The sequence below is a fragment of the Chelativorans sp. M5D2P16 genome (genome assembly GCF_034427935.1).
Taxonomy (GTDB): Bacteria; Pseudomonadota; Alphaproteobacteria; order Rhizobiales; family Rhizobiaceae; genus Chelativorans.
Map to the genome: position 1 here is coordinate 355,737 of NZ_JAXQNM010000008.1, position 15,164 is coordinate 370,900.

Annotated in this window: 15 protein-coding genes; 9 read left to right on the top strand and 6 right to left on the bottom strand. The window is 65.8% G+C overall.

Annotated elements, in window-relative coordinates; all coding sequences use genetic code 11:
- Window positions 1-17: 17 nt before the first annotated feature.
- Window positions 18-1,022, top strand: a complete 1,005-nt coding sequence (locus tag SIN08_RS04635) for a TRAP transporter substrate-binding protein (protein WP_322450406.1) — start codon at window positions 18-20, stop codon at window positions 1,020-1,022.
- Between the two features lie 13 nt (window positions 1,023-1,035).
- Here SIN08_RS04635 and SIN08_RS04640 read toward each other — a convergent pair whose 3' ends face one another.
- Window positions 1,036-1,401: a hypothetical protein gene (locus SIN08_RS04640; RefSeq protein WP_322450407.1), complete on the bottom strand. Its 366-nt coding sequence runs from the start codon at window positions 1,399-1,401 to the stop codon at window positions 1,036-1,038.
- A 144-nt stretch (window positions 1,402-1,545) separates the two neighbouring features.
- Between SIN08_RS04640 and SIN08_RS04645 the strand changes: the two genes are divergently transcribed.
- From SIN08_RS04645 to dgoD, 8 genes are all read left to right on the top strand, one after another.
- Entirely contained in the window at window positions 1,546-2,574 is a 1,029-nt protein-coding gene (locus SIN08_RS04645; RefSeq protein ID WP_322450408.1) for a putative B6 ABC transporter substrate-binding protein, read from the top strand.
- 69 nt (window positions 2,575-2,643) lie between these two features.
- Complete coding sequence (locus SIN08_RS04650) at window positions 2,644-4,218, top strand: putative B6 ABC transporter ATP-binding protein (protein WP_322450409.1); 1,575 nt, start codon at window positions 2,644-2,646, stop codon at window positions 4,216-4,218.
- Complete coding sequence (locus tag SIN08_RS04655; RefSeq protein ID WP_322450410.1) at window positions 4,215-5,312, top strand: putative B6 ABC transporter permease subunit 2; 1,098 nt, start codon at window positions 4,215-4,217, stop codon at window positions 5,310-5,312. Before SIN08_RS04650 ends, SIN08_RS04655 begins: the two co-directional genes overlap by 4 nt.
- Before the next feature lie 4 nt (window positions 5,313-5,316).
- Entirely contained in the window at window positions 5,317-6,252 is a 936-nt protein-coding gene (locus SIN08_RS04660) for a putative B6 ABC transporter permease subunit 1 (RefSeq protein WP_322450411.1), read from the top strand.
- 45 nt (window positions 6,253-6,297) lie between these two features.
- On the top strand, window positions 6,298-7,104 hold the full coding sequence (gene pldA, locus SIN08_RS04665; protein ID WP_322450412.1) for a 4-pyridoxolactonase: 807 nt from the start codon (window positions 6,298-6,300) through the stop codon (window positions 7,102-7,104).
- A 20-nt stretch (window positions 7,105-7,124) separates the two neighbouring features.
- Complete coding sequence (ppaT, locus tag SIN08_RS04670) at window positions 7,125-8,300, top strand: pyridoxamine--pyruvate transaminase (RefSeq protein WP_322450413.1); 1,176 nt, start codon at window positions 7,125-7,127, stop codon at window positions 8,298-8,300.
- A gap of 38 nt (window positions 8,301-8,338) precedes the next feature.
- A complete protein-coding gene (gene pldH / locus SIN08_RS04675; protein WP_322450414.1) occupies window positions 8,339-9,085 on the top strand; it encodes a pyridoxal 4-dehydrogenase, SDR-type in 747 nt (248 codons plus the stop codon).
- Window positions 9,086-9,257: 172 nt separating this feature from the next.
- A complete protein-coding gene (gene dgoD / locus SIN08_RS04680) occupies window positions 9,258-10,406 on the top strand; it encodes a galactonate dehydratase (protein ID WP_322450415.1) in 1,149 nt (382 codons plus the stop codon).
- A 21-nt stretch (window positions 10,407-10,427) separates the two neighbouring features.
- Here dgoD and SIN08_RS04685 read toward each other — a convergent pair whose 3' ends face one another.
- The 5 genes from SIN08_RS04685 to SIN08_RS04705 all read right to left on the bottom strand — a co-directional run bounded on the left by SIN08_RS04685 (window position 10,428) and on the right by SIN08_RS04705 (window position 15,125).
- The gene (locus SIN08_RS04685) at window positions 10,428-11,339 is read right to left on the bottom strand and encodes a dihydrodipicolinate synthase family protein (RefSeq protein ID WP_322450416.1); all 912 of its coding nucleotides are present in this window, start codon (window positions 11,337-11,339) and stop codon (window positions 10,428-10,430) included.
- The gene (locus SIN08_RS04690; RefSeq protein WP_322450417.1) at window positions 11,339-12,406 is read right to left on the bottom strand and encodes a 2-hydroxyacid dehydrogenase; all 1,068 of its coding nucleotides are present in this window, start codon (window positions 12,404-12,406) and stop codon (window positions 11,339-11,341) included. The genes SIN08_RS04685 and SIN08_RS04690 overlap by 1 nt, the downstream gene beginning before the upstream one ends.
- Window positions 12,407-12,473: 67 nt before the next feature.
- A complete protein-coding gene (locus SIN08_RS04695; protein ID WP_322450418.1) occupies window positions 12,474-13,172 on the bottom strand; it encodes a GntR family transcriptional regulator in 699 nt (232 codons plus the stop codon).
- On the bottom strand, window positions 13,135-14,661 hold the full coding sequence (locus SIN08_RS04700; RefSeq protein ID WP_322450419.1) for a tripartite tricarboxylate transporter permease: 1,527 nt from the start codon (window positions 14,659-14,661) through the stop codon (window positions 13,135-13,137). Before SIN08_RS04700 ends, SIN08_RS04695 begins: the two co-directional genes overlap by 38 nt.
- Window positions 14,652-15,125 (bottom strand): tripartite tricarboxylate transporter TctB family protein, encoded by a 474-nt coding sequence (locus tag SIN08_RS04705; RefSeq protein WP_322450420.1) that lies wholly within the window; start codon window positions 15,123-15,125, stop codon window positions 14,652-14,654. The genes SIN08_RS04700 and SIN08_RS04705 overlap by 10 nt, the downstream gene beginning before the upstream one ends.
- Between the last annotated feature and the right edge of the window lie 39 nt (window positions 15,126-15,164).

Genomic DNA, 15,164 nt, shown 5'->3' on the forward strand with positions numbered 1-15,164 from the left:
CGGGAGAGGCAAGTGCGATGACAAGGAAATTTTTGACGGCGGCCGGTATCTCCATAGTGCTGGCGGTGACGGCGCTGCCGGCCATGGCCCAGTCGACCATGAAACTGGCTTCGGCGACCATCAACGACGTCCAGCATGAATGGCAGAAGGTGTTCGCGGCGGAGCTGGTCGAACGTGTCGGAGACGCGGTCACCACCGAGATATATCCCGCCAGCCAGTTGGGCGCCATTCCGCGCATGTCGGAGGGCGTTCTGCTCGGCACCATCGAGGCCTTCACGACGCCGACGTCCTTCATGACGAACGTCGATCCGCGCTTTCAGGCCTTCGACGTGCCGGGCCTGTTCCGCACCCCGCAGGACGTGCGCAACGCCATCCATGACCCCGAGTACCGCGACCATCTAGAAGAAATGTTCCTCGACAAGGGTTTGCGCGTCATCGGGGCGATCTACAACAGCCCGACGGTGGTCTTCACCATGCAGCCAGCGGAGACGCTCGAGGACTTGAATGGCCTGAAGATCCGCACCTTTGCCTCGCCCATGCAGATGCGGCCCATGGAACTGCTCGGCGCCACGCCGCTGCCGTTGGCGCTCTCGGAGGTCATCCCGCAACTGGAGTCGGGCGGCCTCGACGGCATGCTGGTGGGCATGCCGATCCTCACCGCCTTCAAGTATTACGACGTCGGCAAGCACATCACCGATCTGCGCTTCGCCGAGATTGTCTCGGTGACCGTGGTCAACGAGGCCTGGTTTCAATCGCAGAGCGAGGAGGTCAAAACGGCGATCGTCGAAGCGGGACGCGAGGCCGAGCTTTCGGTGTTCGACTGGGGTGTCGAGAATGTCGAGCGCACCTATCAGGTGTGGCAGGACAATGGCGGCGTCGTCAACGAGCTTGCCCCGGAGGAACGCCAGCGCATGCTGGACGAATTCGCCGAACTGGCACGGACGCTGGTCGAAGCGGACCCGGCCCTCAAGGCCGAATATGAACGCTTGCGCAAACTGGTCGATGCGGGGAAGGGCGAATGAGGGCGGCCTTTTCCTACCGGCATTCGAGCCTGTCGCCGGCCGGTGTGCAAGCGATGTGGAGCGGCGCGGCGCGGGCGTGCGGCGCCCGGTCGAGAGGGACCATCCAACGCGTGACGTACGCCTTGCCGGCGATGCCGCACCAGACCCGCTCCACGGGCAGGGGCTCGCCGAGCGCGTTGCGGGCGAAATGGGTTCCCGTCGAACTGTCCACCCAGAGCGTAAATCCACCTTCCGTCCCCGGCGGGATCATCGCCAGGTCGAGAGAGAACCAGTGGGCTATCTCGGCCTTGCAGTCGATGGCCGAACGGCCCCCGTTGCCGACCGCGACCGGCCGGGCGGACAGCGCCTCACCGGCGGCCGGATACGAGACGATCACCATCGATACGCCGACAAGCACACGGGAGAATTGAAGCCGAAACACTATCGCCTCGAAAGAAGAGGAGGAGAATTCGTTTCGATACTAAACGATAAAAAGAAATGAAAACAATGACATAATTCTCTTATCAACAATGGGAGACGTGAAATGATGAAGTTTGTGAAGAGCATGGCAGGCGCAGCGCTGCTGAGCGGTGCCGTCATGGCGAGCACCTGGGCCGGCGAGATCGACTCCATCGCCATATTGACGCCGGAAGAAGGGACCGACTTCGGCTGGAACCAGCAGGGCATCGAGTCCGCGAAAGCCGCCGGCGAGGCGACCGGCGTGGAGGTGATCGTCGCGCAGGGCCTCGGCTATGGCGACGTACGTCCCACGTTGCGCGAGCTTGCCGAAGAAGGTGCCGGCCTGCTGATCGCGCACGCCAGCGGCTACAACACGTCGGCCCCCGAGATCGCCGAGGAACTGGGCGTTCCGGTGGCGGTGGTCGACACGCCGAGCGCGCGCACCGAAGGGCTGATCGCCGACTATACGCTCAGCGGGCATGAAGGTGCCTATCTCGCCGGACGGCTGGCCGCCAAGATGACGCGTTCCAAGGCGGTCGGCATCGTCGTGTCGGGTGAGCCGCCGTCCTGGAACTCGCAATCGGCGGGGTTTGCCGAAGGCGTCCGCGACGAGGATCCGGAAGTCGACATCACCTATGCGGTGATCGGGCCGGCCGCCTATTCCGACGCGGCTGGTGGCAAGCGGGTAACCGAAAGCGTGATCGCCGCGGGCGCCGATATCATTTTCGGCCAGGGCAACGGGTCGAGCTTCGGCATGATCCAGGCCGTCGCGACGGCGACGGCCGCTGATGGCGGCGAGGTCTGGTTCATCGACGTGATCGGCGACAAGTCGTCCGTCGCCGAGGACGTGCTCCTGTCCTCTGTCATCTGGGACATCACGCCGGTCTATACGGCGATGATCGAGGATATCAGGAGCGACACCTATGGCACCAAGACCTACGCCATCGGCCTTGCCGACGACTCGGTGAGACTCTTGAAGACCGACGCGATTCCCGACGATGTCTGGGCGGAGATCGAAGAAATTCGCGCGAACATCGTTTCGGGCGAGCTGACGGTCGAGCCGATCTTCGAGGCGACGAAGGTGCGGGCGCTGATGACCGACGTGTCGGAGTGAGCCGGCGCGCCTGACGCGCGGCCGGAGGCCCTGCCTCCGGCCTGTTCCCCGTCGATTGCCGAGTGAGCCATGAATATCGCCACCGAAACGCCGGAAGCCCGTCTCCATCCGCCCATCGTCGCGCTCGAAGGGGTGACGAAGCGTTTTCCGGGCGTCGTCGCCAATGACGACATCAACCTTGAGATCCGCCCCGGCGAGGTACACGCCCTCCTGGGTGAAAACGGTGCCGGCAAGTCGACGCTCATCGGCATGCTCTCCGGCCTGATCCAGCCGGACGAGGGGCGGATCCTGATCGACGGTGTGCCCACGCCGATCACCTCGCCGCGCCACGCTCTCTCGCTCGGCATCGGCACGGTCTTCCAGCACGTGATGCTGGTGCCGACGCTCACCGTGGCCGAGAACCTCCTGCTCGGAGGGACATGGTGGCAACGGCCGCGGATCGAGGAGCTGACCGAAAGGGTCGAGGCGATCAGCAAGACGCTGGGTATCTCGGTGCGGCTCGGAGCCCGCGTTTCGGAACTGTCGCTCGGGGAGCAGCAGCAGGTTGAGATCCTGCGTGCGCTCTTGCGCAACAGCCGGCTGCTCATTCTTGACGAGTCGACCTCGATGCTGACGCCGAAGGGCATCGAGGAACTGGGCTTGCTCATGCGCCGCCTTGTCGAAGAAGGGCTGGCGATCGTCTTCATCACCCACAAGTTGCGCGAGGCCGCCGCCTTCGGCGACCGCATCTCGGTGCTCAAGCTTGGCCGCAAGGTGGGCGAGATGCCGCCGGAGCGGCTGCGCGCCCTGGACGAGGACGGTTTCGTCGCCGAAGTCGTGGAGATGATGTTCGGCGCGGCCCGAAACGACGGCGCGGGACCTCGGCTGACGGCCAGGGCGTCGGCCGGCGAGGGGCCCCCGCTTCTCCAGGTGCGCGGCCTCGACGTGCGTTCGCACGGCGATGCGCCCAGCCTGCGCGACATCTCCCTCGAGATCGGCCGGGGCGAGATCTTCGGCATCGCCGGCATCGACGGCAACGGCCAGAAGCAGCTCGCCGAGGCGCTTGCCGGGCAGTTGCCCGCCGATGGCGGCAGCGTGATCTTCGAGGGTTCGCCGCTCGACGGGCTGGGGGTCGGCGAGCGGCGCCGGCGCGGATTGCGCTACCTGACGGATGACCGCCTGGGCGAGGGGACCGTCGGCTCGTTTCCGGTGTCCATCAACTATTTTCTGAAGCAGATAGGGTCTCCACCGCTCTGGCGTTCCGGCGTCGAGCAACGGGCTCTCATGCAGCAACGCGCCGGGGAACTGACTCGTCAATACGACGTGCGGACGCCGAGCCTTGCAACGCCGGTGGGGCGGCTGTCGGGCGGCAACATACAGAAGGTGCTCATCGCGCGCGAACTGGCCGAGGGCGCGCGCGCCGTCATCTTCAACAAGCCGACCCACGGGCTCGACGTTGCCAATACGCTGGCGACCCGGCAGCGCATTCGCGAGGTCGCCGAGCGCGGGCTCGCGGTGCTGCTGATTTCGACCGACCTGGAGGAACTTTTGAGCATGTGCCATCGCATCGCCGTCATCTCCGACGGCAGGCTCGCCGGAACCGTCGACAACACCGACGATGCGGCATCGCGCATCGGCCGCCTGATGATCGGGCTTGCGGCATGAGCGTGAATTCGGCAGACGCTCCGGGCCCGACCGCGCTCGACGCCGCACCGGGTGCCGCCCGGCTGCGCGAGGCGGGCAGGCGCATCGCCATGACCGTCGGGCCGATCCTGGCCTCGCTGGTGATCGCCGGCTTCATCCTGCTTGCGGTCGGGGTCGATCCGCTGAGCTATTACGGCTACGTTCTCGACCGGGGCCTCCTGTCGCCTTCAGGTGTGCAGCAGACGCTGACGCGCATGGCGCCGCTCCTTTTCGTCGCCGCCGGTCTCATCGTCGCCTTCCGCGCCGGCATGTGGAATCTCGGCGGTGACGGCCAGTTCCTGCTCGGAGCGGTCGTCGCGGCCGCCGCCGCGCCCGTCCTCGTCACGGTCATGCCCGGCTTTCTGGCGCTGCTGTGCGCCTTTCTGCTTTCCACGGCCGTGGCCGTGATATGGTCGCTCGTGCCGGCGCTGCTGCGCGCCTATCAGGGCGTCAACGAGATCATCACTACCTTGATGATGTCGTTCCTCGGCGTTTCGCTGGCCAATGTTCTGGTCAAGCTCGTCTTTCTCGATCCCGAGACCACCGTGCCGCAGACACGGACCCTGCCGGTGGCCGAGCGGCTGCCGCGCCTGTTCGACACCACGGTCTCCAGCGGGCTGATCTTCGGACTGGCGGCGGTCGTCATCGTGCATCTGGTGATGACGCGCACCGCCTTCGGGCTGCGGCTGCGCATCGTCGGCGCCAATCCGCGCGCCGCCATCCATGCCGGCCTTCGCGTGCCGCTCCTGACGGTGGCGGTGTTCGCCCTCTCGGCGGGGCTGATCGGCATGGCCGGGGCGATCGACATCCTCGGCGTGCAGGGCAATGTGCGGGCGGACTGGAACCCGGCATACGGGCTGGCCGTCATCCCCGTCGTCTTTCTGGCACGCATGAACGGCTTTGCGGCCATCGCCTTCGTGTTCCTGCTTTCGATGCTGTCGATCGGCGGCGAAAGCGCCGCCCGCCGGATCGGCGTGCCCAACCACTTCACGCTGGTACTGGTCTCGATCGTGCTGATCATGCTGGCGCTGGCCGAGTACATCGATCACCGTTTTAAACAGGCCAGGAGGGCGTGAGGGCATGGGTGGACTGTTCAGCGAGGTCTTCCTGAGCACGCTGCTTTTCGGCGCCGTCACGGCGGCTGTCCCGCTCCTTCTGGCGGGGCTGGGGGAGCAGATGTCGGAAAAGGCCGGCGTTCTCAATATCGGCATCGAAGGGATGATGATTTCAGGCGCCTATCTCGGCTTCGTCGGTGCCTATTATTCGAGTTCGCTGTGGCTCGGTTTCCTTACGGGCGCGGCTGGCGGCGTGCTGGTCGCGGCCGTGATGGCGCTCCTGTGCGTGCGCATCGGGCTCAATCAGATCGTCATCGGCATCGCCCTGACGCTGGGGCTCGAGGGCCTGACGGCGTTGCTGCATCATTTCCAGTTCTCGCGCAGCTATCCGCGTCTGCCGGCCGTACAGAACACCCATGTTCCGCTGCTGGCCGATATTCCGGTCCTGGGGCCGGCTTTCTTCCGCCACCACCTGATCGTCTATCTGGCCGTCGCCCTCGTTTTCGTCATGATCCAGGTCTACCGTCGCACGCAACTCGGCATGAGCCTGCAGGCGGCGGGCGACAAGCCGGCGGCGCTGGACGTCGCCGGCGTCGACGTCATCCGCACCCGCACCGCCGCCGTTCTCTTCACCGGGACCATGGCCGGCATCGGCGGCGCCTATCTCGCCAATGTCGGTGCCGGCATCTTCATTCCCTTCATCACCAACGGTGCCGGCTTCCTCGGCATCGTCCTGGCCATGCTGGCGCGCGGGCGCCCGCTATGGGTGCTTGCGGGCGCGCTCATCTTCGGCCTGTGCCTGTCGCTGACCACGGCCATGCAGGTCGGCGGCATCAACATACCCACCGACGTCATCCAGATGCTGCCGTTCCTGGCGGTGATGGTGATGCTGGTGATCTTCGGGCGGCGCGCCAGCCTGCCGGCCGCATTCGGCATTCCCTACAAGCGCGGCGAGCGATGAAGGCCAATCGAAAGCGGGGGAGCCCGCAGCAACAGGAGGAAAGAAATGTCGGACACCAAGGTCTACTTTCTCGACGGCGGCTCGCTCGTCCTCGACGGCTTCCACATCTTCTGGAACAAGGGGCCGGGCGGCGAGATCCGCTTTCCCACCTATTCCGTTCTCATCGAGCACGATGAGGGACGGTTCCTGATCGACACCGGCTATGACTACGACCATGTCCAGAAGGTGCTGCCCTTCGAAAAGCCCATGCAGACGAAGGACCAGACGATCCCTGGCGCCCTCGCCCTGATCGGCCTGGAGCCCAAGGACATCGACGTCGTCTTCAACACCCACTTCCATTTCGACCATTGCGGCGGCAACAAGTTTTTCCCCGATGCCAAGAAGATGTGCCACAAGGACGAGATTCGGCAGGCCGCCAGTCCCGAACCCTTCGAGATGCTCGGCTACTCCGACCTGAGCTTCTCGGCCGAGGCGGCCGAGGCACGCGGCCTGAGCGACCAGCTCTTGGAGGGGACGACCGCGGCCAATTCGCGTTTCGAGGGCGTGGAAGGCGATCTCGAGCTGGCCAAGGGCGTGCATCTCATCTTCACGCCGGGCCACGCCATCGGCCACTACAGCGTCATGGTGGAGCTTGCCAACCGTCGCCCCATGATGCTCGTCCTCGACGCGGCCTATACCAAGAAGAGCCTTGAGACGCTGTGCCAGGCGTCCTTCCACATCGATCCGGTGGCCGGCGTGCAATCCATGCGCCGCGTCAAGGAAATCGCCGAAAAGCACGATGCCGAGCTCTTCTTCTCCCACGACATGGAGTGCTTCAGGACATACCGCACCGGCACGCAATTCTACAGCTGAAACGGGAGAGGAGGACCGACATGCGATATACGCCCGAAATGGAGCCGGCCGTCACCCTGACCTCCGGCCCCGTCAACGCCTATCCGGATGTCCTGCGCGGGCTCGGCCGCACCGTTCTCTACGACTACGACCCGGCTTTTCAGCGCCTCTATGAACAGGTGGTGGAAAAGGCGCAGGTAGCGATGCGTACCGAGACGCGGCCGGTCATCCTGCAAGGCGAGCCGGTGCTCGGTCTGGAGGCGGCGGCGGCCTCGCTGATCGCGCCGGAAGATGTGGTTTTGAACCTTGTGTCCGGCGTCTACAGCAAGGGCTTCGGCTACTGGGCCAAGCGCTATTCGCCCAACGTCCTGGAACTGGAAGTGCCCTACAACGAGGCGGTCGACCCGGCCGCCGTGGCCGAGATGCTGAAGGCCCATCCCGAGATCACCGTCGTTTCGGCCTGCGAGCACGACACGCCTTCCGGCACGATCAACCCCATCGAGGAGATCGGCACGCTGGTGCGCGCGCACGGCGCCTATCTGATCGTCGATGCGGTCTCTTCCTTCGGCGGCATGCGAACGCATCCGGAGGACTGCCGCGCAGATATCTACGTCACGGGGCCGAACAAGTGCCTCGGCGCACCGCCTGGGCTCACCATGCTGGGTGTCAGTGGGCGGGGCTGGGACAAGATGAAGGCCAATGCGAACGCACCACGCGCCTCCATTCTCAGCATCCTCGATTGGGAGAACGCATGGTCGCGCGAGGAGGCCTTTCCGTTCACGCCATCGGTTGCCGAGATCAACGGCCTGGACGTCGCGCTCGACCTTTATCTTGGCGAGGGGCCGGAGAAGGTCTGGGAGCGGCATGCCCTGACGGCGGCCGCCACGCGTGCCGGCGTGACGGCCATGGGCGCCGCATTGTGGGCGGCACGCGAGACGATTGCCTCCCCGACCACGACCGCGGTCAGGACGCCGGAGGGGATCGACGAGGCCGAACTGCGCCGCGTTGCGCGCGAGCGCTACGGCGTAGTCTTCTCCTCGGGCCGCGCGGAGACCCAGGGCAAGCTGACGCGCATCGGCCACATGGGCCCGACGGCGCAGCCGATCTTCGCTGTGGCGGCTGTCACGGCGCTCGGCGGAGCGCTGAACGCGCTGGGCGGCACGGCGAACGTGGGACGCGGTGTGGAGGCCGCGCTCGCCGTCATCGATGCGGCGTGAGGCCGCATATTCGCAACAGAACTTCAAGGAGAATGAAAATGGCCGACAGGCTTGCGGGCAAGACGGCACTGGTGACCGGTGCGGCACAGGGGATAGGCAGGGCGATCGCCCAGCGCCTTGCTGGGGACGGCGCGACGGTGATCGTCAGCGACATCAATGCCGAGGGCGCGCAGGCCGCCGCGTCGGACATCGGCCGCGGCGCGCTGGCGATCGCCGCCGACATCTCCGATCCATCCTCCGTCGCCGCGCTGTTCGAGGAGATCGAGAGGCGCGCCGGCGGCCTCGACATTCTCGTCAACAATGCCGCCATCGTGCCTTTCGTGCCGTGGGACGAGGTCGACCTCGACCACTGGCGCAGAATAATCGACGTCAACCTGACCGGTACGTTCATCGTCACGCGCGCGGCGACGGACCGCATGCGTGCCGCGGGCAAAGGCGGGCGCGTCATCAGCATCTCGTCGAATACCTTCTTCGCCGGCACGCCCAATATGGCGGCGTATGTCGCCGCCAAGGGCGGAATTATCGGCTTCATGCGCGCGCTGGCGACCGAACTCGGTCAGCACGGCATCACCGCGAATGCCGTGACGCCGGGGCTGATCGAGAGCGACGGCGTCAAGGCCAGTCCCCACAATGAGTCCTTCGGGTTCGTAGAGATGCTGCAGGCCGTAAAGGGCAGGGGACAGCCGGAGCACATCGCCGATGTCGTGTCTTTCCTGGCCTCCGACGATTCGCGCTGGATCACCGGCCAGACACTGAATGTGGATGCTGGGATGATACGCCACTGACAACCACGACGGTGCGCACCTGTCTTGGGCGATTCCTAGCGCGTTCTGGTCGCTTTCGGTGCGGGCAGCGCTGCGGAGTTTGTCTGTGCCTGTTGGCATGGTAGAGACGGGTATCGGCGCCGCGGAGGTCAAGGATCTCCATGGCGTGGAGTTGTGATGGAGCGCCTGCGGCATGAAGATCACACGTCTTGAGACCTTTCGCGTGCCGCCGCGGTGGCTGTTCCTGAAGATTGACACCGATGCTGGAATAAGCGGCTGGGGCGAACCGATCCTGGAAGGCCGGGCCGGCACGCTCGAAGCGCTGGTGAACGAGCTGTCCGAAATGCTGATCGGCCATGACCCGCGCCGCATCAATGACGCCTGGCAGATGCTTTACCGCAATGGCTGCTACCGCGGCGGGCCGGTGTTGATGAGCGCAATTTCCGGCATCGACCAGGCGCTCTGGGACATTACCGGCAAGGCGCTCGGCGTTCCGGTCCATGCGTTGCTCGGTGGCACACAGCGCGATCGTGTTCGCAGCTATATCTGGATCGGCGGCGACCGCCCGCGCGACCTCGTCGCGCAGGCGCGCTCGGCAATGGAGGCGGGCTTTACCGCGGTGAAGATGAACATCTGCGACGAGCTTGCCGTCGTCGATTCCCATGCCGAGATCGACCGCATCGTCACGCGGCTCGCAGAACTGCGGGAAGCGGTCGGACTGCAACTGGATCTCGCCTTCGATTTCCACGGCCGTGTGCACGCGCCGATGGCGCGGGTTCTGGTGCGCGAACTCGAGCCGCTGCGGCCACTTTTTATCGAGGACGCGGTGGCACCGGGGCAACTGGAAGCCCTGCGCGAGCTGTCGCGGCTGACGTCGACCCCGCTGGCGGTCGGCGAGCGCATGCACAGCCGCGCCGAGTTCAAGGCCCTGTTCGAGGCACGGGCTGCACAGGTGATCAACCCGGACCCTTGCCATATGGGCGGCATCACCGAGACCATCCGCATCGGCGCGATGGCCGAGGCGTACGACGTCGCGCTGGCGCCACACTGCCCGCTGGGGCCGATCGCCCTTGCCGCCTGCCTGCAGATCGATGCCGTGTGCCACAACGCCTTCATCCAGGAGCAGAGCCTTGGCATCCACTATAACAGCGGCGGCGATCTTCTCGACACGCTGGCGCCGGAAAGCCAATTCGTGTGCGAGGACGGGTTCCTCCACATCCCCGACGGACCGGGCCTGGGGATCGTCGTCGATGAGGACGTTGTGCGCGATTATGCCGAGAAGGGGCACGACTGGCGCGCTCCTGTCTGGCGGCACAAGGACGGCTCCATCGCCGAGTGGTAGCACCGGGCTCTGCCGAGCAGGTCAGCCGATCGGGTCCCAGCCGGCGGTGTCTATACCCAGCATATGCGCGTGTCCCGTCAGCGCCCTGAAGCCGAAGGGTGTGGGGGCCGGTGCTCCGCGACGTGGGTGAAACGAGAGGCCGTTACGGCGGCAAAACAGCAACTTACCGTATATTGTTAACGTGTCGAGCGACTGGACGACGAAGGTCGCCATGGGTAGCAGCCGTGCATAGGCGGCACGGGCCTCGTTCTCCTTGCCGGCGGCCATGGCATTCCAGATCCTGATCAGGAAATCGGCGTATTCCGGTGCCGGGACATGGCCTTCGATCCCGGCATGCATGCAATCGATCAACTCCAGCCCTCCGCGCCCCGAAAAGACCTGCAGCCGCTCGCCCACCGCATCGACCAGGGCAGCCGTTTCAACGGCCGAGACCTCCTGCTTGACAGCGACAAGGTTGTCGTGATCGTCGCCCAAGCGACGGATGGCGTCGACGCCGAGGCCGACGCCGATGAATTGCGGCGCGTTCTGTATGGCGCCGGGGATCGGGCATTGCCGTAAGACCGTGCCGAATGCCGTGGCCAGCGCCGTTTCGTCCGAGGCCGTTACGGGCGGCTGGATGATAGCCCAGTCGGCGCCGTGATCGGCGGCATGAGCGATCGCCGAAATCTGTTCCTCTGGCGTCGGCTCGAAGATGGTGACGCCGAGTGGCACCCGGCCCGCGATGTCCGCGGCATTCCACTCGACAATGCGGCGGCGCTGCTGTTGCGTCAGGTGCCGCACCTCCGTCGCCAGTCCCAGCGTGACGATACCGGCGGCGCCATGCTGGTCGATACAGATCTCCACCTGGCGGCGCATCGCTTGGCGGTCCGGTTCGCCGTCGGCATCGAACAGGGCATAGAGGACGGTGTGCACGCCTTTCGGGAGCTTTTTCATCACTGCTTTCCGCGACCGGTGTCAGGAATGTGTGCGGGCGGCGCCTCTGGCGGTTTCCGCCCAGCGCGGGCAGAGGGGCTGGACACCACATTGAGCAGCGGCCGCGCTTCGGCTGCGCGGCGGATGTTTTCAACCATGAAGGCCAGCCGCCGCTCGACCGTGCCGGCCGTCCAGCCGGAAAGGTGCGGTGTCATGACGAGGTTGGGCAATGTCTCGAACGGATAGTGCCCGGGGCGCTGGTCGGAGTCCTCGGCGGGCGGATACCGGTACCAAACATCGATAACGGCCCCCCCGAGGCGGCGGTCGCTCAGCGCCTGCCAAAGCGCCGTCTCGTCCACGACCGGCCCGCGCGCCACGTTTACCAGCACCCCCTTGGCGCCCAGCGCATCGAGAGCGGCGCGATCGACGAGGCCGCGCGTCTCCCGCGTCAGGGCCAGTGCAACGACGAGAAAATCGCATTCGGCTGCCATTGCCGGCAGGTCATTCAGCGCGAACCGACCGTCCACACCCGAACCGTCGGGGATCGGTGAGCGGTTGGCCGCTAGGATGCGGACGCCGAAACCGCGCAACTGCCGCGCCAGCACCCGGCCGATCGCGCCGAAGCCGACAATGCCGACGGTTGAGCCCGAAAGCTCGCGATGCGGAGCTGCGCCGAAGCGGCTTGACCGCTCCCAGGACCCGCGCCGGAAGCTTTCCTCCGCCGGGCGGAGCCGATGACACCACTCCAGAATCTGGGCAACCGCGTACTCGGCGACACCTGTCTCATGCCCGCCGACATTGCACACGTTCGCGCCGGGCGGGACATGGGCGAGGTCGATGTCGTCCCATCCGATGCCGGGAACCTGGACGAGCCGGAGCGAGGCGGGGGCGGGCGTCGCCGCGTCGTAGCGGACGGTGATCGCCGCCACGGCATCGTCGAAGGCGGCTTGCTTCTCCTCGGCTGCCGCGCCGAGCCCGACGGCGACGACGCAGAACTTGTCGCCGAGCGCAGTCTCGATGTCGGCCTGCCGGTCGGCGAAACTGTCGCCATGAATGACGACCTTGAAGGATTTTGCGCGCCTGGTCATCTTCGTTCCGGTCTGCGCCTGGAAAAAGGGCAGGCGAGGGCGGCGCCGTGCCGGTGCGGCCGTTGCATCACGGGACAAGCTCCCTTGCCTGGCTGGCCGACAATTCGTGGGCGATTTCGATCGACTTGGCGAGAAGTGCGTCCAGAGCCGCTTCGGCTTCCGCGGCATTCCCCGCGGCGATGGCGTGCATGATCCGCACGTGCTCGCGGCCGGTCTCGGCAAGTCCCTTGCCTTCCGCGCCCGCATAGACGAAGCCCGCCCGGCGGTTGACGCAGTGCAGGGGCTCAAAGGTGCGGGCCGCCACTTCGTGCTGCGCCGCCTTGGCCAGTAGACGATTGAACGCATCGTCGATGCGCATGAAGCGCAGCGGGTCCGGCGCGTGCGCCGCCTCCTCGATCAGCGCCGCGAGATCGCGGAGCCGGCGACGCTGGAAATCGTCGGCCAGCTGTGCCGCCCGGCGGACCATCAGACGCTCCACAGACTGTCGTATGTCGATCGTCATGAGAATGTAGTCGACCTCGACGGGCCGGACGAGGACGCCGCGCCGCGGCAGTATGGTGACCAGGAAGCCATGGGAAAGCCGCAGCAGCGCCTCGCGCACCGGCGTGCGGCCGAGGCCGGTGCGCTCGCACAGCTTCTGCTCGGTGGTTACCGTGCCCGGCGGCAACTGCAGGGTGACGACCATCTCCTCGATCGCCCGGTAGGCTGCTTCCGATCGGCTTTCCGGCTCAAGCACGGGACTGGCCCCCTCGGTCACGCTGCGCATCTTTCCTGTTCCTGATCAGGCGGATCAGAAAGACGATCAGCGGCGACAGCCACAAAATGATCGTTACGGCCGCCAGGCCGCCGGCGACGGGCCTTTCCACGAAGGCCAGCAGTTCACCGCGCGCTCGCGTCAACGACGTAAGGAAGGTCTCTTCCAGCATCGGCCCGATCACCAGCCCGAGAATGGCCGGTGCCAGCGGATAGCCGCCTTCTTCAAGCGCGTAGGCGATGATGCCCATCATCAGCATGGTGAGGACGGCGAACATGGTGTTGTCGACGGCGAAGGCGCCGACGATGCAGAAGGCCAGGATCGCCGGCATCAGGACCGACTTCGGCACCTTGAGAACGTAGCGATAGCCGGCGATCGCGGCGAAGCCGAAAGGCACGATCAGGATATTGGCAATGAGGTAGGACAGGAAGACGGCATTGATCAGATCCGCGTTCATCAGGAAGACGTTCGGCCCGGGGTTGAGGCCCTTCATGAACAGGACGCCGATGATGATGGCGGTCAGGCTGTCTCCGGGAATGCCGAAGACGGTGGCCGGAATCAGCGCTCCGCCGATGGAGGAGTTGTTGGAGGCTGAAGCCGAGGCGATCCCGTCGGTGATGCCGGTGCCGAACTTTTCCGGGTGCCGGGAAAGACGCTTGGAGAGCGCATAGGAGACGTAGGCGGCGATATCGGCGCCGGCGCCGGGAATGGCGCCGATCACCGCACCGATTGCCGAACCGCGGGCGATCCCCCAGCGCAGCCGCTTCAAGTCCGTCCATAGCCCGTGAAACAGGCCGACGGCGGCAGCGGCGACTTGCGCCCCGTTGCGGCCGGCACCGAGGGCATAGCGCAGCAGTTCGGGAATGGCGAAAAAGCCAATGAGGACGGGGATGAAGCTCAGTCCTGCGGACAGGGCGCTGAAACCGAAGGTGAAACGCATCTGGCCGGAAACCGGGTCCAGGCCCACCTGAGCGATCGCCAGACCGAGCAGCAGCGACAATGCGCCCTTTGTCCAGTGTCCCTGGCTGACAGCCGCCGCCGCCGTCAGTCCCAGGCAGGCAAGCCAGAATTTCTCGTAGCTGGAGAACTGAAGGGCTATCCGCGCCAGCCATGGCGCCGCGGTGATCAGAAGTATCGCGCCGAAGACACCGCCGACGGCTGAACAGACGAGCCCCACGCCCAGCGCCTGCGACGCCCTGCCTTGCTGCGTCATGCGATAGGCTTCGTCGGCATAGGCGGCCGATGCCGGCGTGCCGGGGATGCGCAGAAGCGCGCCCGGTAAATCGCCGGCGAAGATCGCCATGGCCGAGAGGGTCATGACCCCTGCCAGCGCCGGCACGGGGTCGAGAAAATAGGTGATGGGGATGATCAGCGCCACGGCCATCGATGCGGTGAGGCCGGGGACCGAGCCGACGGCAAGGCCATAGATGGCTGCGAGCACCATGGCCGTAATGACGACCGGATCGGCCAGCAGCACGAGGGCGCGCAGCATCACATCCATGTCAGCACCCCTGCATACGGTTCAAGGAGGCCCCAGGGCAGCGGGACGCGCATAAGCTGCTGGAACAGAACCTGCAGGGCGAAGGCGATCGCCGTCCCGATCAGAAGCGAACTGATCCAGCGTCCGCGCATCAGGCCGATCAGGCCGCCAAGCAAGAGCGGCATGATGATGAGATAGCCGAGGGCAGGGGCGGCGGCGACGAATAGAAGGGGAACGGCGAGAAAGGCCACGACCGGCAGTCCGAACCGGCGCTCACCCCGCAAGCCCGGCGCCGCATCGGCGCCCGTCCAGGCGCGGATGGCGGCGACGAGACCGAAGACAATCATGCCGATACCGACGATATTGGGGAAGAGATCGGGACCGTAGGGAATGTGGCGCGGCGTCTCCAGCGGCATGGCGAAGACGATCAGTGCCGCGCCGAGAACCATGAACGCTCCCCCGATCGCGGTGTTTCTCGAATTCATGGACTTCTTTGGACCTGCATATATGGGCGCCGCCCGCCG